Origin of the sequence: Arcticibacter tournemirensis (genome assembly GCF_006716645.1) — a bacterium.
Classification (GTDB): domain Bacteria; phylum Bacteroidota; class Bacteroidia; order Sphingobacteriales; family Sphingobacteriaceae; genus Arcticibacter; species Arcticibacter tournemirensis.
The window spans coordinates 2,311,144-2,332,213 of the sequence record NZ_VFPL01000001.1 but is presented as its reverse complement, the minus strand read 5'-3'; the positions used below and the strand labels follow the sequence as shown (position 1 = coordinate 2,332,213).

At 44.8% G+C, this 21,070-nt stretch carries 18 protein-coding genes; 8 read left to right on the top strand and 10 right to left on the bottom strand.

What is annotated here, in order from left to right; translation table 11 throughout:
* Nucleotides 1–34: 34 nt before the first annotated feature.
* The 5 genes from BDE36_RS23680 to BDE36_RS09700 all read right to left on the bottom strand — a co-directional run bounded on the left by BDE36_RS23680 (nucleotide 35) and on the right by BDE36_RS09700 (nucleotide 5,492).
* Entirely contained in the window at nucleotides 35–181 is a 147-nt protein-coding gene (locus tag BDE36_RS23680) for a hypothetical protein (protein ID WP_161973394.1), read from the bottom strand.
* 2 nt (nucleotides 182–183) lie between these two features.
* On the bottom strand, nucleotides 184–1,371 hold the full coding sequence (locus BDE36_RS09715; RefSeq protein ID WP_141814709.1) for an NAD(P)-binding protein: 1,188 nt from the start codon (nucleotides 1,369–1,371) through the stop codon (nucleotides 184–186).
* A gap of 124 nt (nucleotides 1,372–1,495) precedes the next feature.
* A complete protein-coding gene (locus BDE36_RS09710; protein WP_141814708.1) occupies nucleotides 1,496–1,909 on the bottom strand; it encodes a hypothetical protein in 414 nt (137 codons plus the stop codon).
* Between the two features lie 56 nt (nucleotides 1,910–1,965).
* The gene (locus BDE36_RS09705; RefSeq protein WP_141814707.1) at nucleotides 1,966–2,556 is read right to left on the bottom strand and encodes an HD domain-containing protein; all 591 of its coding nucleotides are present in this window, start codon (nucleotides 2,554–2,556) and stop codon (nucleotides 1,966–1,968) included.
* An 89-nt stretch (nucleotides 2,557–2,645) separates the two neighbouring features.
* Complete coding sequence (locus BDE36_RS09700) at nucleotides 2,646–5,492, bottom strand: ligand-binding sensor domain-containing protein (RefSeq protein ID WP_141814706.1); 2,847 nt, start codon at nucleotides 5,490–5,492, stop codon at nucleotides 2,646–2,648.
* 182 nt (nucleotides 5,493–5,674) lie between these two features.
* Here BDE36_RS09700 and BDE36_RS09695 point away from each other — a divergent pair, with 182 nt between their 5' ends.
* The 3 genes from BDE36_RS09695 to BDE36_RS09685 are packed head-to-tail and all read left to right on the top strand — an operon-like array spanning nucleotide 5,675 to nucleotide 11,609.
* Nucleotides 5,675–8,728 carry a SusC/RagA family TonB-linked outer membrane protein gene (locus tag BDE36_RS09695; protein ID WP_141814705.1) on the top strand — a complete coding sequence of 1,018 codons (3,054 nt, stop codon included), beginning with the start codon at nucleotides 5,675–5,677 and terminating at the stop codon, nucleotides 8,726–8,728.
* A 22-nt stretch (nucleotides 8,729–8,750) separates the two neighbouring features.
* Nucleotides 8,751–10,295, top strand: a complete 1,545-nt coding sequence (locus BDE36_RS09690) for a RagB/SusD family nutrient uptake outer membrane protein (RefSeq protein ID WP_161987590.1) — start codon at nucleotides 8,751–8,753, stop codon at nucleotides 10,293–10,295.
* A 27-nt stretch (nucleotides 10,296–10,322) separates the two neighbouring features.
* Nucleotides 10,323–11,609, top strand: a complete 1,287-nt coding sequence (locus BDE36_RS09685) for a beta-galactosidase (RefSeq protein WP_141814703.1) — start codon at nucleotides 10,323–10,325, stop codon at nucleotides 11,607–11,609.
* A 51-nt stretch (nucleotides 11,610–11,660) separates the two neighbouring features.
* Here BDE36_RS09685 and BDE36_RS09680 read toward each other — a convergent pair whose 3' ends face one another.
* Entirely contained in the window at nucleotides 11,661–12,236 is a 576-nt protein-coding gene (locus tag BDE36_RS09680; RefSeq protein WP_141814702.1) for a fibronectin type III-like domain-contianing protein, read from the bottom strand.
* Between the two features lie 41 nt (nucleotides 12,237–12,277).
* A complete protein-coding gene (locus tag BDE36_RS09675) occupies nucleotides 12,278–12,547 on the bottom strand; it encodes a hypothetical protein (RefSeq protein ID WP_141814701.1) in 270 nt (89 codons plus the stop codon).
* A 165-nt stretch (nucleotides 12,548–12,712) separates the two neighbouring features.
* On the opposite strand from BDE36_RS09675, the gene BDE36_RS09670 reads away from it, so the two are divergent.
* On the top strand, nucleotides 12,713–13,324 hold the full coding sequence (locus BDE36_RS09670; protein WP_141814700.1) for a hypothetical protein: 612 nt from the start codon (nucleotides 12,713–12,715) through the stop codon (nucleotides 13,322–13,324).
* A 17-nt stretch (nucleotides 13,325–13,341) separates the two neighbouring features.
* On the opposite strand, the gene BDE36_RS09665 is transcribed toward BDE36_RS09670, so the two are convergent.
* Genes BDE36_RS09665 through BDE36_RS09655 form a run of 3 tightly spaced genes read right to left on the bottom strand, consistent with a single transcriptional unit; the run spans nucleotide 13,342 to nucleotide 14,544 of the window.
* Nucleotides 13,342–13,719, bottom strand: coding sequence for a DoxX family membrane protein (locus tag BDE36_RS09665; RefSeq protein ID WP_128769236.1), 378 nt, complete (start codon nucleotides 13,717–13,719; stop codon nucleotides 13,342–13,344).
* Entirely contained in the window at nucleotides 13,709–14,227 is a 519-nt protein-coding gene (locus BDE36_RS09660; RefSeq protein WP_141814699.1) for an SRPBCC family protein, read from the bottom strand. Before BDE36_RS09660 ends, BDE36_RS09665 begins: the two co-directional genes overlap by 11 nt.
* Complete coding sequence (locus BDE36_RS09655) at nucleotides 14,224–14,544, bottom strand: ArsR/SmtB family transcription factor (RefSeq protein WP_128769238.1); 321 nt, start codon at nucleotides 14,542–14,544, stop codon at nucleotides 14,224–14,226. Before BDE36_RS09655 ends, BDE36_RS09660 begins: the two co-directional genes overlap by 4 nt.
* A gap of 198 nt (nucleotides 14,545–14,742) precedes the next feature.
* Here BDE36_RS09655 and BDE36_RS23985 point away from each other — a divergent pair, with 198 nt between their 5' ends.
* From BDE36_RS23985 to BDE36_RS09635, 4 genes are all read left to right on the top strand, one after another.
* Complete coding sequence (locus tag BDE36_RS23985; RefSeq protein ID WP_202616877.1) at nucleotides 14,743–15,003, top strand: hypothetical protein; 261 nt, start codon at nucleotides 14,743–14,745, stop codon at nucleotides 15,001–15,003.
* A gap of 152 nt (nucleotides 15,004–15,155) precedes the next feature.
* The gene (locus BDE36_RS09645; RefSeq protein ID WP_235904415.1) at nucleotides 15,156–17,081 is read left to right on the top strand and encodes an alkaline phosphatase; all 1,926 of its coding nucleotides are present in this window, start codon (nucleotides 15,156–15,158) and stop codon (nucleotides 17,079–17,081) included.
* Between the two features lie 231 nt (nucleotides 17,082–17,312).
* Nucleotides 17,313–19,772, top strand: a complete 2,460-nt coding sequence (locus BDE36_RS09640) for a TonB-dependent receptor (protein WP_141814698.1) — start codon at nucleotides 17,313–17,315, stop codon at nucleotides 19,770–19,772.
* 35 nt (nucleotides 19,773–19,807) lie between these two features.
* Nucleotides 19,808–21,043, top strand: a complete 1,236-nt coding sequence (locus BDE36_RS09635) for a PepSY-associated TM helix domain-containing protein (RefSeq protein WP_141814697.1) — start codon at nucleotides 19,808–19,810, stop codon at nucleotides 21,041–21,043.
* The last annotated feature ends 27 nt before the right edge of the window (nucleotides 21,044–21,070 follow it).

Below are 21,070 nucleotides of genomic sequence, written 5' to 3'. Positions count from 1 at the left end.
AACAACTCCTGCTTCAGCGTATTCCGCTGCAATCTCAAAGAGTGAGTGAACTTAAGGTATCCATACAGCTAACGGTTACCTCGTGACGGCCGACGACTGCCTTCCGGTCAATTTCCTGAGCAATAGCCGCTGAACAGAATGCCAGAAGGAATACGATTGATGCGATTTTAAATAATTTCACTACTATCCTGGATTTTGAGTAATTGCGGCATGAAACCTTTCAGCTTCGTTTTTTGCCCTCGAGCAACAATCTTCGACAGATAAACCGTTCATATAATTACCCGTGATAAAGATAGCCGAATCCCTGGTCTGCATATCTATTTCCGACTGCAGTGCCAAACACTCCACAGATATAGCGGGCAGTAAAGCCGATCTAGCAGCAACAACAAATATTTCATCCTGCTTGGCGGAAAAGATTTCGCCGATCACGCGGATCCTCTCTGCTACCGGCATCGTATTTTCCTTAAAATGAAAGAGCCAGTACTTGATGTCATCGATAACGTAAAGAATTGCTGAATAAAAAGGCTGATCAAATCCAATAAGACTTTTGTTCCGCTTGCTGAACGTCATTGCATTGTTACTTCCAATCAAAAGAGACTGTACCTGCACTACCGGAAAACGCCGGAGTAATCCGGCAAGAGCTGGCCAGCCGTCGCCCAGCAGAAGAGATGCACTCTTCGGATCACAAGCCAGGCATATAGACTTTGTTTGTGCCACCTGTGCCGGTCCGCTCCACAAAACATGCAACTCACCCTCTTTAGTAATCTTGGTTATATTATAGTATTCTGTACTGATAGAAGGGTTCCCGGCAATAATATCAAGAATCTGATCGAGACCCTTCTTTAAAGAAAATGACTTGGGGTATTTCCTGTTACGTCTCCTTTTTCTGAACAATTGCCCTGCGGGATAATGGTCGGGATCCTGGCAAAGAATAGCCTGGAATAAATAATGAAAGAAATTCAGGTAGTTCTTTGTCCCCAGGATTTTCGAGTAAAAAGAGCGGACCGACAAATTCTGCTTCTTTGTACCGAATCCCGTAAAGGCCGAACGCAACAATTCTATGCAATTGATTTTACTGAAGAGTCTGAAAAAACCCTTCTTTCCGTATCCTTCAAATTTCAGCGTTAAAGGTTTACAAACTTGATCTGTAGCCTTATAACGTTCCAGAATTTCTAATACGGTAGCATATCTGTTAGTAAGAGTATGCGCACCAAAATCTATATAATGTTGATCTATAAAGTAGCTGTGAATACAACCACCACCCTTTTCCTTTTCGAAGACCTTAACTTGATGTCCTTTAAGGCTTACATAATGGGCGAATGTAAGTCCGCTTATTCCCCCGCCAATAACGGCGATTTCACAAGTTACCATAACAAACAGTAAAACCGCTAATCTCTGAAAAAATGTGGCAGATTTCCCTGTGTATCAAAAAGCTGACAAACGGATGTGAAATATAGAAGCTCCAAGCTTCGCAGTCTTAATTTAGCGTTGTTTATTACTCTAAAGTTATAATTTTTTCATAGGTAGCTGTTGATCCATCAGCTGCTATTGTTCCACTGCAAAGAAGAAGTTTATTTCCTGATAATTTAATAAAAGTCTTCCATTGGTCATCATTGAAAATAATCCTCTGATCGTATTTCGTTCCGTCTATCTCAGCTGATTCCTTAATAATCCGGTACGTGCCTGTTGAAATAACTTTACCATCCCCTATCCGTTGATATTCGTCGGCTGAGAACTGAATAATACTCCCGTTTCCTTTCGGAAAATCAGATGGGGCACCGGCGACCTGCACTCCTAAAACATGCCTTAACTCCCAGGTACCAATGAGAGATTCTGGCTGTACCTGGTCCTCTTTACAACCGAACAGCAAAACGGCAAAAATAATGGTAATTAAGTTCAGATTCTTCATATACGTTGGTTTTCTTTAAGAATACGTTCGAAGGGCATGAAACGCTACGAGCCATTTTATTTTTGCAAAATGCCGTCTTCAACACTCTGGTCAATCAGTTTTTTAGCATAACTCCACAATACTTGCGAACCATGCTTTATAACGCTCTTCTTCTCTACAACCTTATCATACTGCACATTAAACTCTTTCCAGGTACCGCCGCTGTTTGATCTGTTTTGTAACAATGGTTCCATCCGGTCCATTGCACGGGCAAACTTAGATTCTGCCGTTTCGCCTGCCTCAAACTCTTCCCAAACTGAAATAAGTTCATTTGCCTGCTCTGATGGCAGCAGACCGAATATCCGCCGGGCCGCTGCTAATTCTGCTTCTGTATTTGTATGGTTAACAACTGTATCATATAAAAAGACGTCGCCGGCATCGATTTCCACCAAGTCGTGGATCAATAACATCTTCACAACTTTTAGCAGATCTATTTTTTGATCGCTATGCTCTGATAAAACAATAGCCATCAAGGCAAGATGCCAGCTATGCTCTGCATCATTTTCTGTGCGATCACTATTAAAAAGACGCGTTCTACGCTGTATATATTTTATTTTATCAATTTCGTGAATGAAATCAATCTGTTTTTGAAGTTGTTCGAAGTTCATATAAGCTGCTTAAGCATTGCAAATATAGCTTTAGATAAGAAAACACTAGTTCAAAAAGACAGTACATCTTTGGTGAAAAACACCTTAGGTTATACCCCCGCGAGATAATCGCTAAGCGACAACTCTGTGGGCAGACCCAGTTTCTTCCGCAGACGGTAGCGGTGCATTTCTACTGCACGGATGGAAATATTCTGCAACTGGGCAATTTCTTTCGAGGAGAAATTGAGCCGCAAGTAGGCACAAAGCTTCAGGTCGGTACGGGATATATTGGGATGTTTTTGCTTGAGACGGGTTAGCAGACCGTCGTTGAGGGCATCAAAATGCAGTGCGAACTGACTCCAATTTTTATTATTCCTTTCAAGATCCCTGAGCAGCAAGGTAATTGGTTTCAAATCTTTTGGATCCTCGTCAGCCTTTAGGTTTAATTTCGTTAACTCATCTTTAAGCCGCACCAGAGTATCTGTATTTTCCATTAACTGCATTTTTGTATTGGCTAGTTCTTTTGTCTTTGCCAGCACTTCATTTTCTCTTTCATGTTTTTCCACTTCCAACTGATGCACATATCGCAGGTGCGCCATTTGGGCTTCGTATTTTTGTTGCTGCCGGTAAAAAACCTGCCTCTGCCATCTTAATAACAATAAAACGCAGGCGATTGCCAATGTTAAATAGCAGGCATAAGCCCAAAAGGTGGCATACCATGGTGCACTGATCTTAAAAGGGAAAAAGAACACTTCCGATTCTCGGTTCCTGTTATCCAGGGCCTTCACTTTAAACCGGTACTCGCCACTGGGTAAATTGGTATAGTGCTTCACTGTGCTTGTGCTCCAGGCAGACCACTTCTCATCGTATCCTTCTAACCAATAGCTGTACTGTGTCCGGTTTTCCATGCCATATTCAGTTGCACTATACGCAAAGCGAAAAGCATTAAAAGCAGCCGGCAGAATGACAGTGCCCAATCGCTGGTTATTGAAACCACCGAATACGGTGCTATCGTGTTCTGCCACGGCAGTTACCTCCGACAATACGATAACGGGCCTGGAGTCTTGTTTGAGATACTTTTCGAAGTCCAGGTGTATAAATCCCTTGCCCCAACCTATAAAGACATTATTGACGTCATATGGATAAACACTTTCAAATCCCTCTGAGCTGTAACCATCTAATTCAGGAAAGAAAGTAACCACACCTGCCTTATTGCTCCCGGCGGGACGGAGCCGCAATACACCTAATCTTTTGCCGCTGTAAAACCAGATGTTCCCATCACCGTCCTCCTTAAGATAATTTATCTCGAGATCTTTAAGTTGTTTGAATATCTGCGATGGAATGAACCTGTCGCGTTTAGTGTCGAATTCGTAAATCCCTTTTTTTGTGGCAAATAAATTCTGGTTCCTGCCCGTAAAAACGAAGTTCTGGAAAGCTGAAGGCAGTCCGTCCTTATCCGTATAGAGCCGGGTTTTATACCTTCCGGGTGCTGTAAGGTGCAGGCGATAAACGCCACGGTAAGGATGAGAAGCCCATATGTCGCCATTTTCAGTTTTGGCAAGGAACCGGTAAGAATCCCGGTGGCCGGCCAGCTGAGTGACATCATGGAAAACGCCGTCACCGTAGCTCAGTTCCCGGATACCCTGATATGTACCAACAAATACGCGATTTATGGGAAAGGCCGATGTCATAGTCAGGAACATCCAGGAACCGATCCCTGCAGCAACTGGTTTCGCCTGGCTACCTTCGAGGACATAAACACCCGAATTATGGGCAAGCAATAGTTCCCCGTTAATTTCATCGAGCCGCCATGACTCGCCGCCATCAGTGCCTTTTATAAGGCTAAACTCGCCGAATGAAAGACGCTTGCTTCCGGCAGCACGGTTTATCTCTGCACGGTACACGCCATTTGAAGTGGACAAATATAAACCTCCCTTAAAAACACGTGCAGAGTAACCTACAAGGTCACTGCTCTTCAGCGGATGGATAAACCGCACGGCGCTGTTATATCCGATCACGGCGATACCACCGTCTGTACCTATCCATATATTTTTTGACCGGTCAACAAATACGGCTGTGACATTATTACTCGATAACCCCTCGGCCGTAGTAAGGTGTTGCAGTATCTGCCCCCCTATATGCCGTATATAACAACCGGCGGCAGACCCAACCACATAGGTTTGGTTGTCGATCCTCGCCAGCGATGGAGTATACAGATCCTGACGGGAGGTCTTATCCATTGGAGTGATCTTACCATTTCGAAGCAGGAACGTACGGTTGTCAATTGTGGCGATCAGCGTACTATCCCCTCCTACAGGCAGTGCAGCGGAAAGAGTCACATTGCTAAGTGCCTCTTGCGAAACGGGCAACCATTGGTTGTTTCTGTAATATAGTATACCGCTCTTCTTATCCTGGGCGATCAGCCCTTCACTTGTTCGCCCGAGGAACTGCCACGCTGAAGGAGCAGGATGTGTGGTGATCTTGTTGTCCCTCAATTCGAAAATATACTCGGTAGTTCTGAAGAACACGGATCTGCCCATGGCTATTGTATTCCATACGTCCGCAAAATTCCTGTCGCCTTCAGGCACCAGTTTATTTAGTGATGTATATGTCAGGCGTCCGTTAATCCCGGGCTCGAAGTAACCTATCTCTCCCTGAGCTCCAACATAAACCCGGTTATTTTTATCAATATATATCGACCGGAGAATGGTGCCATTGGGAAGCCGGAACTTCTTCCAGTAATTCCCGTCAAATGTGAGCAGCCCATCGTTATTAGCAAAATACAGATAGCCGCGACTATCCTGTTCAATTACCCATGTGCGCGATCCGCCCTGGAAATCCTCCTTGCTGTATGCCTTTACCCAGGGAAGACTGGCAGAAGACTGACTTAAAAGTGCGAGCGGGATTGTACCTAAAATCAATACGAAGAACACTGTCAAACAGTCAAATCTTTTCATATGATAGATGCTCAATAAACTTTTGTAGTATAAATGTCGTAGTACAAAAATAGCTAAATAAACGACTTTCACAGATTGTAGGATAAATGACGTACCCCTTACTATCACCAGCCAGATGTTTCTCTCCTATTTTTGTTGAACTAATTATAAATAAAATTAATCGCTAATCAAATTTACCAAGTATGAGAAAGAGAGTTACATTATTAATTGTAGCATTCTTATCTGTTGCCAACACCTATGTAAGAGCACAGAACAGAATGATCTCGGGCACTATTACAGATGTACAGGGTGCCCCCGTTACCGGCTCGGTAGTAGTAAAAGGAACACCCGGCATCGGAACAACAAGCTCTGCTACGGGCACTTTCAGCTTATCAGTTCCTCAGTCGGCCGACTCCCTCACTATTTCGGCTGTAGGATACGAGCGACAAACTGTAGCGATATCCACGGCACCAATGCGTATCCGGATGCAGCCGGATGGTTCTCTTAACTTAAATGAAGTGGTAGTAGTAGGTTACGGAACGCAACGCAAAGGAGATCTGACAGCTCCTATAACGACAGTTGACATGAATCAGGCTGTTAAACGAACCGTTGCTGCACCGATGGAGGCCTTACAAGGTACGGTATCAGGCGTGCAGGTGGTCAGCTCAGGTGCACCGGGGGCCGCTCCAACCGTCAGGATCAGGGGTGTAGGCTCGTTTAACAATGAAAGTCCGCTATATGTGGTCGATGGGATGTTCATGAATGATATCAGTTTCCTGAATCCTAATGATATTGCTGATATGTCGGTATTAAAAGACGCATCAGGCGCCGCCATTTACGGGGTAAGAGCCGCAAACGGTGTTGTTATTGTCACCACCAAAAAGGGGAAGCTGAACATGAAACCACGCATTACCTACAACGGCTACGTAGGCTTTCAAACTCCCAACAACGTCCTGGAAATGGCCGACGGAGCTCAGTACGCCGCTTACGCCATTGCCAAGGGCGAGAAAGGCATTGTAGATGCGTCTGTGGCCAAGTTTGGCGGACAGGCAGACAACCCTGCTATGAATACAGACTGGTATGGAGCGCTGCTCCGCTCGGGAGCAATGATTACAAACCACAACGTCGACATACAGGGTGGCAGCGAAAAGATCACTTACACTTTCGGAGCAAACTACCTGGATCAGGACGGAATTATGGATGCCAAAAACTATGTGCGCAGGTATAATATCCGCATGCAGGCCGAAGCTAAGGTATTCGATTGGTTAAAGGTGGGAGTTACAGCACATCTAAACAACTTCAAAAACTTTTCACCTAACAATGCTGCATTCCGCCAGGCATATTTTGCATCGCCCTTATATCCTGTATACGACGAAAGCCTTGAGTTAGCCAAGCCCGTCAAATTCGGAACGAGCCAGTCATTAGGAATTAACAGTGGCTTTTGGTTTAATAATCCTTTAGCTACCGCTTATTATAATCACAACGAAAACAAAGGCTTTCAGGTATTGCCTAATGCATACGTAGAAGCGCAGTTCTGGAATAATAAGCTAACCTTCCGTTCGCAGATTAGTCAGCGATACCAGTCTACCCATGGCATCCAGTACACGCCGATCTATTACATTGATAACAACCAGCGTTCAGACAGATCTTATCTGCGTTCGGCGCAAACGCGCAATACCGATTACATTCTGGATAATTTGCTGACTTACCGCGATGGGGCTGGCCCGCATCATTGGACAATATTGCTTGGCCAATCGGTTAGAGAAGAGCGCTGGCGCGAAACATGGGTATCAGCCAACGATGTTCCGGAGTCGAGTGAGTTCTGGTATGTAGGCCAGGGTGCCCAGGGGACCGGCTCGGCTACAGGATATGGTGAAGGTGGTTTTCGTAACTCCGGTGTCTCCTACTTTACCCGCGGTACTTACGACTATGACAATAAATACCTGCTTACGGCGACCTTCAGGGCTGACGGAAGCTCTAAATATCAAACCAAATGGGGGTACTTCCCTTCTGTAGGTCTGGGCTGGGTTATCAGTCGGGAAAATTTCATGCAGGACCAGTCCCTCTTCGACAACCTGAAGATCAGGGGAAGCTGGGGGCTGCTGGGTAACGACGCAATTCAGCCGAACGCAGGATACGCTATCGTCAATTCGGGCAATAACACCTCCGGGATCTTCGGAAGCGTAGGATCGACAAATGGTACCCGTATACCGGGATACACCGTAAACAGGTTCTTTACGCAGGTACGATGGGAGGTTGTTGAGGAATGGGACGGAGGTCTCGATTTTGCGATGCTGAATAACCGCCTGAATGGTACTGTGGACTATTACCACCGCGAAACCAGAGATTTGGCATTTAGCCGCCCGCTGCCTTTTATGTGGGACCAGGTGTACGGAAACTGGGGCCGGGTTGCTAACAGTGGCTGGGAAATTGGCCTGAACTGGAACGACAAGGCTGGAGATTTCGGCTATTCTATCGGGGTGAACGCGACCACACTCAAAAACAGAGTAATTGACCTCGGGGGACTTGCCAACATCATGAATGGCTTCCCTGAGTGGTCTGCCGAGTTCCCCGCCCGGATTGAAGAAGGACAGCCGATAAACTATTATTATGGATATGAGGTGGCAGGCGTTTACCAGAATCAAGCAGAAATTAATGCCGATCCTATAGCGAGTAAATATAATCAGGCTAATCCCGGCGGCCCTATCCAACCCGGATATTTAAAGTTTAAAGACCAGAACGATAATGGGGAGCTTGATCAGGCTGACCGTATTAATCTCGGTAATTACCTTCCTAAGTTCACTTATGGATTGAATCTCGCGTTCAATTATAAGCAATTTGATTTCAGCACAGTACTTCAGGGAGTATCTGGGAACAAGATCCATAACCTTAACCGCGCTATGAGGCGCAAATACGGACAAATGAATGCAGATGCTGCCTTTATTGAGGGTCTCTGGACCGGCGAAGGCTCTACCAACAGCTACCCTTCGGCCCAGGGAAGTGTAGCTCCATGGAATTTGCAGGCAAGTTCATTCTTCGTTGAAAGCGGTGCCTATCTCAGGGTGCAGAACATTCAGCTCGGATACAGCTTTGACCTGAAGAAATCTATCCCGGTACGTATCTACGCTACGGCCGACCGGCCTTTTATTTTCACAAAGTATAATGGCTTTACACCCGAAGTCTCGGGTATGGGATACGACGCTAATGTATATCCGGTATCGTCAACTTACAGTTTAGGTATGCGCGTTACGTTTTAATTCAATCATTAAAATGATTATCATGAAAAATATAAAATATAAAGTACTGGCAGGATATCTGTTAGTTTTATTCCTGACCAGCGGATGTGAAAAATTCCTGGACAAGCCGCTGGAAAACCAGCAACGTTCTGAGGAAATCGACTATACCAATCTTTCATTGATGTATGCTCCTGTATCCGGCATCTACCGGGCCGCGGCGGATGACCGCCTCGTGCATTGGATCGACCTTTCAATTCGGACCGTACGGGAGGACGACTACCAGCAGGGAGCGCCCAGCGCTAATGACAATCCCGAGCTGATGAGTATCAAGAATTTTCAGCGTGACGCTACGGTACAGTCGTATTGGGGCCTTAACCAATCGTGGATCAGCTACTTCAGTCTCGCTATTGCCGCAAACAGTGCATTAACAGAACTTAAACTGTTCGCTGCCGCCATTCCCTCCGGCAATACTGCCGACGCTGCCTTGAACCGCAGATACCAGGCTGAAGTACGTTTTATTCGCGCTTACGCGCACCTCATGGCGAGCCGTCTTTTTGGTGATGTGCCCATTCTGACAGACAGCGACGACATCGCCAGGTTAGCCACCATCGGCAAAAGTACGGCAGCCCAGGTTCGCCAGTTTATCATCGATGAAATGGACGCCTGTATACCCGACCTTGAAGACTTAAGACCTAACCAGGCTACTCACCAGGGCTCTGTTACCAGGTATTCCGCCTTGTTACTGAAGGCAAAGGCAGCAGCTGACCTCGCCGGCAATGATAACGCCAGCCCGCATTGGAATACGGTTTTGGAAGCCACAGACGCCATTATCAATAGCGGCAAATTCTCATTGTATGGAGACTTCTATCAGCTGTTTAAGCTGCCTGGGAAACTAAGTAACGAATCGCTTTTTGAGTTACAATATTCCGACTTCGGACTTGCAACAGGTGATATCGTTCGCCCGGGTGTTGACTGGGGTACATTTTTCAGATGGCAGGGTCCTTCGGGCGACCAGCGCGGCAGTGCTATATCCGGAGCTGGCTGGGTACCCCCTTCGCAGAACATTGTAGATTTTCTGAATGCCCGTAATGATAGCGTGCGACTTAAGACAACTATTCTGAGTTACGGTGCTACAACAGACACCTATGCCACAACCCCCAGCGGGGACCGCATATATGGCAATCCGTTTGGCATCAAGTACTTTAACGGTAAGACCTACCTGCCTTCCTCGCAGATGACGCCTGGTCGCATGGAATATGGCGCGAATAACAATGTACGCATCTTACGGTATTCTGATGTTCTGCTACTGAATGCAGAAGCACGGGTACGCAAAGGCCAGAGCGGCGACGCACCATTCCGCCTGGTACGGGAGCGGGCGAAGCTTAACCCTATAACGGGTGTGACGCTGGCACAAATACTCGACGAAAGGCGTGCAGAGTTTGCCTGCGAATGGTGGGGCGAGCGTTTTAATGATCTGGTTCGCACCGGACGCGCACAACAGGTTTTTGGATCACGGTTTGTTCCCGGACAGAGCGAATTTGTTCCAATCCCACAAGCTCAGCTTGATGCGAACACTAACTTAAGGTAGAAAACAGACAGAATTGAGATATTGGCTATGAAAATTTTATCTGTTTTATTTGCCGGGCTGCTGCTGTATACCACGGCGGCGGCCCGGCAACCGCAACAGGGAGTTGCGGTAAAAAAAGCCGGGGACGGTTTTCATCTTTATATAGATGGTGTACAAACCTATATCAAGGGTGTAGGTGGCACAAACGCCATAGATGTGGCGAGTGCTTCGGGAGCTAATGCATTCAGGACCTGGGGTGGCACCGTGGAGTCGATTAAAAACGACACAGAACTGGCTGCTGCGAGCAATATGTACATCCTGCAAGGCATTTCTATGACCAAGGATTCAGCCTCCTACTTTGATGAAAATTATAAGAATAAGGTGCGTGCAGATGTACGACAACTTGCCGAGGCGTATAAAGACGAACCCCGCATCCTTGCCTGGGCACTTGGAAACGAAATAGAACTTGGCAACGCCAACATCAGGGCGGCCTGGCTTTTCATTGAAGAACTTGCGCAGCTTATTAAATCGATTGATAAACGACATCTGGTCATCACCGTGATTTCACATAACGCAGAGGCATTGGATTCGATTGCCCGCTTCTGCCCTTCGCTAGATTTTGTAGGTATAAATAGTTACGGCTCAATTGTTTCGATAGCAGACATGGTCAATAAATCTGCCTATAAGGGCGCTTTTATGGTGACTGAATGGGGGCCGACCGGCTTCTGGGAGGTACCGAAAACCAGTTGGGGGGCTCCACTTGAACAAACCAGCGAAGAGAAAAGACAGGTATATGAGCAGCGGTATAACAACTATATTCTGGCTAATAAACGTTGTCTGGGGTCTTTCGTCTTTTTATGGGGACAAAAACAGGAGCGTACGCCTACCTGGTTCAGCATGTTTTTAGAAAGAAATGTTAAAGGTCTTCCTGTCAGTGGCGAGAAAACGCCTATGGTGGAAGCTATGCAGCGTGTCTGGGCACAGAAGGAACCTCCGCAGACTGCGCCGGTAATCAAATCGATGCGTCTTAACCGGCAAGTCGCGTCCGGCAATGTACGGGTGCGTGTTGGGGAAATTATCGCAGCGGAAGTGGACGCTACCGACCGCGAACAGAAACAATTTACTTATGTATGGGAAATTCTCAAAGAGGCCACTGTATTAGGATTTGGGGGTTCTTATGAACCACGTCCTGACAGATATGGAGAGGTGGTCACATCCGGTAAGAACCAAATAAAAACCTCCGTTAAGGAACCCGGAAATTACCGGTTATTTGTGTATGTACTGGATAATACCGGCTTTGCCTCAACGGTGAATATTCCTTTTCAGGTTTACTAACATAAACGCGTTTTCCGGTGGCAGCGGGGCCACCGGAAAACGCGTTTATGTTCATTCCTTCCCCACCCTTACAGTTTTTTTAAAATGAATATTATCAGAGGCACTTCCAACCTGGATTTCAAACTCTCCGGGCTCCACTACATACTGCATCCTATCGTTGTAGAGGCCAAGTTCTGACACCGGAACCTCAAGAATCACCTTTGAACGTTTGCCCGCTTTGATAAACTCCTTTTTAAAGGCTTTCAGTTGCTGGATCGGCGTGGCGACAGAGCTGAACTTGTCGCGTACGTAGAGTTGAACTACCTCTTTCCCATCACGGGTACCGGCATTCTCGACCTCTATTTCAACCCTGACAGTTCCAGTCTGTGTTAACACAGAATCTTTCAGACTGCAGTTAAGGTATTTAAACTGCGTATAGCTTAAGCCGGACCCGAAGTTCCATAGCGGATCGGGGATATCAAAAATATAGTGTCCTTTGGAGTCGTCGGGTGTTCCCGGGCGGTCAAAGGGCTCCTCGCGATCAGTGACAAAATGATTGTAGAAACAGGGCGTGTTACCAGTGCTCCTTGGAAAAGATACATTCAGGCGGGTACAAAGATGATACTTCTGACAAACCGAATAAACCATATAACGTTTTTCTTATTTTGCTTCTCAAAAAACAACACGTCTCAAATCTCAGCTACGATCTGATTAAGTACAGACTTGCTCATTCCCTGAATATCTCCATAATAATCATCAATGTATGCCCAGGTAAATTTTTTAGCCGATTTAAGCTTTCTATTTGATACTGGTTGTCCCGCTTCCCTGACAGTTATAGTCCCTCTTTTGGTTTCACTTCCGTTGTTCAAAATTCTGTAGCTTACTACCAGTTCGTCATTGGACGGATAAATCGCCTCCTGCCCCTGCACCGAGTATCCGATGATGAAAATCAGTGCCATGCCCTTTTGCGTGTATGTAAAAGACGAAGGGACTAAGATTTCGCGCTCTTAGAAACGCTATTCAACTATCAAAACGGGATTAAAGAAGACACTCCAGAGACTTGTTTTGTAGACAGCTTTATGTAAACTTGCATAAATGAAGTTTATCTAGCTTGTAATATGGATATGTTTGGCAGAAAACAGAAGGGAATCCTTTCTTTAGCTGTTGTTATTTTATTGATAGCTATAACGGGTATTTATTTCCTGATCAGCTATCGTCCTGAATCGCATGCGAACCTGGAAGCACAACAGGAAACGACTAATATTGCCAATACTGAGAAGAAAATACCATCTCCGTCAGAAATCGTCATGCTGCCTGACAGTACCTGTATTTACGTTTTGGATAAAGAAAAGCTAGACATGTCTTCCATGCCGAAAAAGAGATTCAAGGTGACGATGGACGGTGATATATTTTTTAATATTCCGGATCGTCCGGGAAAGTTCGCGGTCCGCACTCGCTTATTAAAGCTCACCGCGACGGGGAAAGCCGCATTCAGGGTGATCGCCTATAGCAAGGACGACGGCGAAGAAGTGCAAACGTTATATGGAAATATTATAGCAGAAAAGAACTATAAATCAGACTTTCCCGCACCAGAAACACTGCGAAACAACAATTTACTGATGATCAACCGTACCATCGATCTGATGGAAAAAGAAGAAAATCAGGACACCAGGGAATTGGCTCAATGGAAGAAAACAACCGGGGCATTGAAAGTCAGCAGATATCTGCAACCTTAGAATGACCCCGGTTTTATTTAACCGATGATCGGTAGATATCTTCGGCGGTTATCATAAATTATCCAGAGCAGGATGCCCCAGATCACAAGTGCAACAGGAAGCCCATCGGGCGCTACAAAAATGTTTGTAAGCAGTATTCCTACCATTACAGGGAAAATAATCAATACTGCTAAGGCCCTGGTTCTCCGAAACATGATAAGCAAGCCGCCTGCCATTTCTGCGAAGCCAACTAAAGGCATTAACCAGGAAATCTCTAGAAAAGCGGCAGTGTCCTTAGCCAATGGCTCGGGCAGATTTTCCGGTACCGGCATGTAGTTGAAGAACTTATTCAAGCCAGCATTAATAAATAAGAGCCCGAACAGGATGGACAGTACAGTTAAAATTTTACTCTTCATCCTGGTTGTTGCTTAAAGTTAATAATAGCTCGTCCAGATTTCCGAGCGCCATTGTAAAGCCTTCTTTAAAGCCCATCTCGATAATTTTTTCAAGATCGGCGAGACTATCATATTTTGCTGTAATGGTAACAAGAGTTTTATCGCCGGTTGCACTGAAAACGTTAGTCCACACGGTTCTTGGCATATCCTGGTTCGCCACTCCGTTTTCATCGCAAAAAGCATCCAGTGCGGTAAAACTCTTATGCCCGTCTATTTTGTGATAGTCATTTTTACACCAATGTTTTTCGTTGGCAGGACTAATCATCGCATACAACCAACTTCCACCTTCCCTGAAATCCATGGATTTCGTTTCTGTTCTATAGGGCTTCGGTGCCCACCATTGGTCGAGCAACTCTGGTGTGGTCCATGCATCCCAAACGAGATTGAGATTTGCGGCAAACTCCCTTCTTACATTTACCGTGTTACTGCCCTTGTCCACGGTAAATTCAAATAGCAGTACTGTTTTCATTTTTTCTCATTTTTTATAGTTAGTAATAAATTGTCAAGCTGGCTGAACTTTGTTTCCCAAATTTGCCGGAACTGCTCCAGCCATTGGTCGATTTCTTTCATTCTGTCTATCTCAAGCTGATAATAGATCTCTCTCCCCTGTTGCCCGGCCCTTATCAACTCGCATTCCTGCAAAATGCGCAGGTGTTTTGATACTGCCTGACGGGTTGTCTCAAAATGTTCGGCAATGGTGTTAGGTGTCATTGCCTGTAATGCAATGAGCGAAATAATTGCCCGCCTGGTAGGGTCAGATATAGCCTGAAAAACATCTCTTCTCATTTCTCCTTTTTATATACGCAAACGATCAGTTGCAAATATATGCGCAACCATCCGGTTTCACAAGTTATTATTCAATTTTATTATCTTGGTCCTTGTTACGAGCATTAACTTTTACTTCACGTTACCTTAATATCTCATATGTTTATTTGCTGGGTATGATCAATAGCCTCGCAGATAATGACCTTTTGCTCTTATTAAATGAGAATAGCGACAGGAGGGCTTTTGAACTGCTTTACAGGAGATACGCTGATAAACTTTCTTCGCCGCCGCAAACAGTTCGCAATCAGTGGGGATGTATACCTGATGGGGATACTTCGCCCCTACGAAGAATTGTATGACGAAAACGAATCGAACGACCCAAGAAGAGGGGTAACGATTCTTTCTTTTGGAGATAAATTTACTTTCTTTGAAAAAGGGAGGAATACTTTTCTACAAATAGCATGTCAGGATTTCAGATAGAGAAATATATGGAACCATATACGTATGGCACAGACGAAAAGCCAGGAACAAATTCAATGATCAACATATGGCCTGGCCGATGAATCCTGATGAAATTTCGCGCAGCGGAGGGATTTATAAACAAACGCCGGGCTGGTAAAACAAGTTCAGTAATGAAGAAACACTTTTTGATGTATTCTTTCCTTTTACTTGCCGGAGCCTCTGTGGCCCGGCAAGTGCAGGAAAAACCCCGCTCGCTCGAACAGCTGATGTTCGGAGGAAAAAAACTTGAGCAGCAGCAGACACTTCGCGGTCATAGTCACAACGACTACAAGCAGAACATTCCCTTTCTCAGGGCTTACTATGCAGGAATGGAATCCATCGAGGCCGACGTGTTTTTACAAAACGGGAAGCTCATGGTAGCCCACGAACTAAAGGAGATCATTCCCGGATATACGCTCGATTCTTTATACCTGAAACGGGCTGCTTTCCTGTTCCACAAAAACGGAGGGTATCCATTTGCCAACAAGCGCAAAAAATTACAGATCGTAATAGATATCAAAGAGAAGCACCAGCAAGTTATCCCGGCATTACTTCGCCTGCTCAAACCCTATAAAGACGTGTTTGACCCAGCGATCAACCCTAACGCAATACGTATTGTTTTAAGTGGGGATATGCCTCTCCCATCACACTTCGGCGATTATCCTGCTTTTATCTTTTACGACGGAAGGCCATACATCCGATACACTGAAGATCAGCTGGCAAGAGTGGCCATGATAAGCGATAATATCAAAGAATACACCGATTGGAATGGAAAAGGAACGCCGTTTCCAGAGCATAAGGCAAAGTTGATCCAGGTTATAGAGCAGGCCCGCCGCTGGAAAAAACCCTTTCGTTTTTGGGGAACACACGACAGTCCGAATACCTGGATGGAACTTCATAAGATGGGTGCCGATATCATAAATACTGACCAGCCTGAAGCGTTGAGCAACTACGCTAAAAAATTGCCGTTTACTACCTATTCCCTCGATAAACCTCTCCCGGTATACAAACCTTCTTATAAAAGTGACCGGTGTGCGGGCAAAGTAAAAAACATCATTCTATTAATTGGTGATGGAATGGGACTTGCGCATATTAAAGCAGGCCTGTCTGCTAACCACGGGAGTTTAAATATTGCTAATTTTAAAAGCATAGGATTTTCCCGTACGGAGGCGGCAAATGCAGGGAACACTGATTCGGGGGCCGGAGGTTCGGCTATAGCTACCGGGCATAAAGCAAATAACGCTACGATCGGCTTGGACTCCGCCGGAATGGCCGTTCTGAAAATCCCGGATATCTTAGCCCGCGAAGGGAAAGTAAGTGGACTGTTAAGCACTGGAGACGTCACAGACGCAACGCCGGCCGTTTTTTTTGCCTCGCAACCAGACAGATCATGGTCGGAAAAAATATCGCTTGATCTTTTAAACAGCAATGTGAATATACTGGCAGGAAGCGTTCCGGCCCCCTATCGCGACCTAAAAAAAAGAGGTGAATACGCAAAGAAGTTGTCGGATAAGGGATACGAAACAAGCTATGCGCTGTCTGATTTTCTATCTTCAGAAAAAAAGAAACAGGTATTGCTATTGCCCGATTCTGTAATGCGACCGGTGAAAGAAGGGCGAAAAGATGTTCTTAGTGTATTACTAAAAAAAACATTGTCGTTGCTGAACGATAACGAAAAGGGATTTTTTGTCATGGCCGAGGGAGCGCAGATAGATTACGGAGGACATGCTAACGATTTGCCTTACGTGGTTACAGAAATGATCGATTTTGATCAGGCAGTGGGAGAAGCCCTGCGGTTTGCAGATGAAAACGGCGAAACTCTGGTGGTAGTTACTGCCGACCATGAGACCGGAGGGCTGTCACTGCTTGACGTTGATGAAAAAAAGGGATACATAAGTGGGGCCTTCAGCACAAACGACCATACGAACATCATGGTTCCTGTTTTTGCCTATGGCCCCCGTTCAGACCTTTTCAGCGGCATGTATCAGAATACGGAGATTTTCGACAAGATAATTAACCTCAGCACTTCAGGTCATCAAAAACAGGCGGCGAAATAAATGATTTACACCTGCACACTCGCCGTCAGACCGTAACGCCAACACTGTTCGACTGATGACATCCGGACAGAGCCGTGCCTAAAGCCGGCTCTGTTGTTTTATAACGATTTCCTGAAACCGGCGCTACCAAAGATCCATCTACCATACCTTATTTAAAATTATTCTTAATAATATTCACACTGGGGAAAAACTATTGTATAATTGCGTAATTTTTAATCAGTCTAAATAACAATGCTAAAACTCCTTACTACTTCACTTTTTTGCCTTTTAATTTTCAAATCAGCACTTAGTCAGCAGGCCATTGTGCTTAAAGGATCTGTAAAAGACCTTGATAACCTGCCATTACCGGGCGCTACTATTACTGCAGAAGGTACTAATTACAGCACAACCGCAGACAGGGATGGACAATATCAATTAAAAGTAAAGCCTGGTAATTACACACTTCACTTCTCTTTCATCGGCTTTAATAGTACAGTTAAAAATATCAGTACAAGCAGCAGTAATCTAAGTGAGCTCAATGTACGTATGCAGCCCTCATTATCTTCCCTGCAACAGGTAGAGGTTATGGGGCGTAAAGAACAGAGCTATAAAACCACGCGGTCCTTTATTGGGAAGGCAGAAACGGACATTAAAGATATTCCGCAGTCCGTCTCTTATGCCAGCAAGGAATTTATTGCCGATCGCGGGTTGATGCGCGTGGGGGACATCGTGAGAAACTTAAGTGGTGTTACGCAGGCCAGTTTCTATGATGACCTTACAATAAGGGGATTCAGAGTAAATGGACAGACAAATACTCAGCTGATTAATGGACTACGAACCAGTACAGGCTTCTGGAAACAACCGCTGGCAAACTATCTGGAGCGCGTAGAGGTTTTAAAAGGTCCATCCTCAGCACTATTTGGTAATGCCAGTCCCGGAGGAGTGGTAAACAGGGTAACCAAAAAGCCGCTTGATGAAACCCGCAGGTCGGTAAACTTTTCGTTGGGGAGCTTCAATACCTTCCGTGGCCTGGCAGATTTCACAGGACCGGCCAGTAAAGACAGTTCCCTGCTTTACCGTCTGAACCTTGGTTACGAAAATGCCGGTTCTTTTCGCGACCTTATGTTTGATAAAAATATCGTTATTGCCCCTTCTCTAACTTTTTTACCAACTGACAAAACAAGTATCAACTTCGACCTGGTTTATAATGACTCTAAAAGCAGGCTGGATCGCGGGCAAACTCTATTTGGCAGTTCAGAACTAAATTCTACACCACAATCTTTATCGCTCAACACGGCTAATGATTATATGAATGAGCTTACATACAATGTAACGATTTCCATTAATCACAAGATTACAGATATCCTGAGTTTAAATGCTGCTTATATTAAAACGGGATACGAGGAAGACCTTTACGAGCACCGTACGTCAGGCACTTACGGGGTAGACAAAAATGGGGTTATCATGGAGAATATGGCCGGTATGATGATTATCTCCAGGAAGCGGAAACGTTACATTGACAACATGTCGGGGTACCTTAATTACAAACCGAAAACAGGAACGATAAAGCATAATATTGTTGTAGGATACGATTTTGGCAGTGAGAAACTACCGGTGGGAAGCTCACAAATGACAGCCGGAGGATACCTTAACAAAACGAGAGATTCTGTTATTACGCGTTATGTTGCTAAAGACAGCCTTAAATACGCACGCGATAAAAACGGAGCTCCTATTCCAAATGTTCCGCACTTCAACCTTTCCGACCCGCTTGGTTCACAGAAGATGATAGACGACAGCAAATCCGTTTTTACTAAAGGAGATGTAGCACCTACTTATTATTATCTCAATGCCGGGTATGTGCAGAACCAGTTTACTATTGGAAAACTACAGGCATTGTTAGGGATCAGATATGAGTATTACACTGATTTTGCCAATTACAAGCTAACCAACGAAAAGAAAACACATTCAGAGGCGTGGTTGCCGCGATTAGGGCTGGTATATAGCATTACACCAAACATCAATTTGTATGGGAGCTATGTAGAAGGTTACAATCCGCAAACTGCAGCTACCATTGCCAACCCGGAAGCGGGCGGACCTTTTGACCCGTTGAAAAGTAATATGAAAGAGCTGGGTGCCAAAACGTCGTGGTTCCGTGATCTGCTTACCCTTACTGTAGCAGCCTATGAGATCCGTCAAACAGGAGCTCTATACAACATAACAGGCAGCAATGAGCTCAGACAAATCGGTGATGAGAAATCAAAAGGGATCGAAATTGATGTAATCGGCCGGATTCTGCCGAACTGGAGCGTCATGGGATCGTATTCTTATAACGAAGCTATCATAGTTGAAAGCAGTAATCCTGGTGAAATAGGGCTGCAAAAGCCTAATGCACCTAAAAACACAGCCAATTTTTGGTCGAAATACAATTTTACCAGCGGACTGTTAAAAGGTTTTGGTATAGGGGCGGGGTTCAATTATGTGGATAAAAGAAATTTAAACTACGATAGCTCACTTTCCCCTGAAAATCAGCTGACCATTCCGCAATTTACGCTTTTCAATGCCGCAGCTTATTATAATGTTGGGAAATTGCAACTGCAGTTAAACGCAAGCAATATTGGAAACAAAAAACACTGGGTGGGGGGATATGACTATTTCCGCATTTTCCCGGGAACCCCGGAAAGTTACTTATTCTCTATCGGATATAGCTTTTAAAAATAACAGGACGATTAACACCGGGAAACATAGTAATGAAAAAGAGAAAGCCTGCAAAATCACGATTCAGAAAAATAATAGGCTGGCTGCATCTCTGGATAGGAATTATCACGGGTGTAGTGATATTTATTGTTTCTATAACCGGGTGTCTCTTCGTCTTTGAAGAAGAGCTGTTTGATATATTTCACTCCAAAATTACCCATGTAGCAGAAACAGGCCCACAAAAGCCTGTTTCTTTATTGATTGCCAATGCACAAAAAAAACTAGGAAAAGACAAGCCGATAAAGACGTTGGTATTAAAAAATGGAGTAAACAAAAGCTTTGTTTTTGAAGCGTATGAAGCTAAAAAGCCTGATGAATGGGGACTTTCCTATTTCAGCCAGGTGGATTACATGAATCGTGTTTTTGTAAATCAGTATACCGGCGAAGTACTGGGCATTGTAGATGTAAAATACGAATTTTTCAATATCGTGGAGCAACTGCACCGTCAGCTATTATTGGTTAAGCCGCTTGGCAGATTAATAGTAGGAATATGTATCCTGCTTTTTGTATTCATGCTCCTAAGCGGTATCATTTTGTGGTGGCCTAAAAACTATAAACAATTTAAAAGGAGCATTAAAATAAAATGGAATTCAAAATGGAAACGTATCAATTATGACCTTCACAACAGCCTTGGTTTCTATGTACTTCCTGCTGCCCTGCTGATTGCTGTGACTGGATTGGTTTGGTCATTCTCCTGGTGGGAAAATGGCATTTACCAGATCATGGGAGGAAACGACAAGAAATTATTTCGCCGGGAACTTCCGGCACTGACGGGCACAGCAGATACAACATTAAACAAAACCGACGCAATCTATGCCAAATTGAGGAAGGCTGTTAAAAACGACTGGGAACATCTTGTTCTTAATCTGCCGGATGAAAGCAATAAACAAGCTATGGCCTTTGTACATATCAGCAATAATAAAGATGGCTGGAAAGGAGCCAGTTACTTTTATTTCGATGGAAGAGATGGGCGTTTATTCGATACAATGCCGCATGAAAAAAAATCATTAGCTATGAAGTGGCGAAATTCAAATTATTACATCCACACAGGCGGCATCTATGGATTGTGGACGAAAATCCTTGCCTTCATAGCCAGCTTGGTTTGTGCCAGTTTACCCATTACCGGTTTCCTCATCTGGTGGGGAAAACATAATAAAAAATATAAAAATTCTCGGGTCGCCACGATGCGATCATCGATTAAAAACAGGCCGATGGTTCATATATTTTAAAGGCTCTATTTCTAGCGCGTCCTCTCT

What these genes read in the sequence shown, in the direction of transcription:
- BDE36_RS09715 (WP_141814709.1), bottom strand. Translation starts at nt 1,371, where the DNA reads ATGGTAACTTGTGAAATCGCCGTTATTGGCGGGGGAATAAGCGGACTT.
- BDE36_RS09675 (WP_141814701.1), bottom strand. Translation starts at nt 12,547, where the DNA reads ATGGCACTGATTTTCATCATCGGATACTCGGTGCAGGGGCAGGAGGCG.
- BDE36_RS09680 (WP_141814702.1), bottom strand. Translation starts at nt 12,236, where the DNA reads ATGGTTTATTCGGTTTGTCAGAAGTATCATCTTTGTACCCGCCTGAAT.
- BDE36_RS23985 (WP_202616877.1), top strand. Translation starts at nt 14,743, where the DNA reads ATGAGAATAGCGACAGGAGGGCTTTTGAACTGCTTTACAGGAGATACG.
- BDE36_RS09705 (WP_141814707.1), bottom strand. Translation starts at nt 2,556, where the DNA reads ATGAACTTCGAACAACTTCAAAAACAGATTGATTTCATTCACGAAATT.
- BDE36_RS09685 (WP_141814703.1), top strand. Translation starts at nt 10,323, where the DNA reads ATGAAAATTTTATCTGTTTTATTTGCCGGGCTGCTGCTGTATACCACG.
- BDE36_RS09640 (WP_141814698.1), top strand. Translation starts at nt 17,313, where the DNA reads ATGCTAAAACTCCTTACTACTTCACTTTTTTGCCTTTTAATTTTCAAA.
- BDE36_RS09690 (WP_161987590.1), top strand. Translation starts at nt 8,751, where the DNA reads ATGAAAAATATAAAATATAAAGTACTGGCAGGATATCTGTTAGTTTTA.
- BDE36_RS09660 (WP_141814699.1), bottom strand. Translation starts at nt 14,227, where the DNA reads ATGAAAACAGTACTGCTATTTGAATTTACCGTGGACAAGGGCAGTAAC.
- BDE36_RS09645 (WP_235904415.1), top strand. Translation starts at nt 15,156, where the DNA reads ATGAAGAAACACTTTTTGATGTATTCTTTCCTTTTACTTGCCGGAGCC.
- BDE36_RS09670 (WP_141814700.1), top strand. Translation starts at nt 12,713, where the DNA reads ATGTTTGGCAGAAAACAGAAGGGAATCCTTTCTTTAGCTGTTGTTATT.
- BDE36_RS09710 (WP_141814708.1), bottom strand. Translation starts at nt 1,909, where the DNA reads ATGAAGAATCTGAACTTAATTACCATTATTTTTGCCGTTTTGCTGTTC.
- BDE36_RS09665 (WP_128769236.1), bottom strand. Translation starts at nt 13,719, where the DNA reads ATGAAGAGTAAAATTTTAACTGTACTGTCCATCCTGTTCGGGCTCTTA.
- BDE36_RS09695 (WP_141814705.1), top strand. Translation starts at nt 5,675, where the DNA reads ATGAGAAAGAGAGTTACATTATTAATTGTAGCATTCTTATCTGTTGCC.
- BDE36_RS09635 (WP_141814697.1), top strand. Translation starts at nt 19,808, where the DNA reads ATGAAAAAGAGAAAGCCTGCAAAATCACGATTCAGAAAAATAATAGGC.
- BDE36_RS09700 (WP_141814706.1), bottom strand. Translation starts at nt 5,492, where the DNA reads ATGAAAAGATTTGACTGTTTGACAGTGTTCTTCGTATTGATTTTAGGT.
- BDE36_RS09655 (WP_128769238.1), bottom strand. Translation starts at nt 14,544, where the DNA reads ATGAGAAGAGATGTTTTTCAGGCTATATCTGACCCTACCAGGCGGGCA.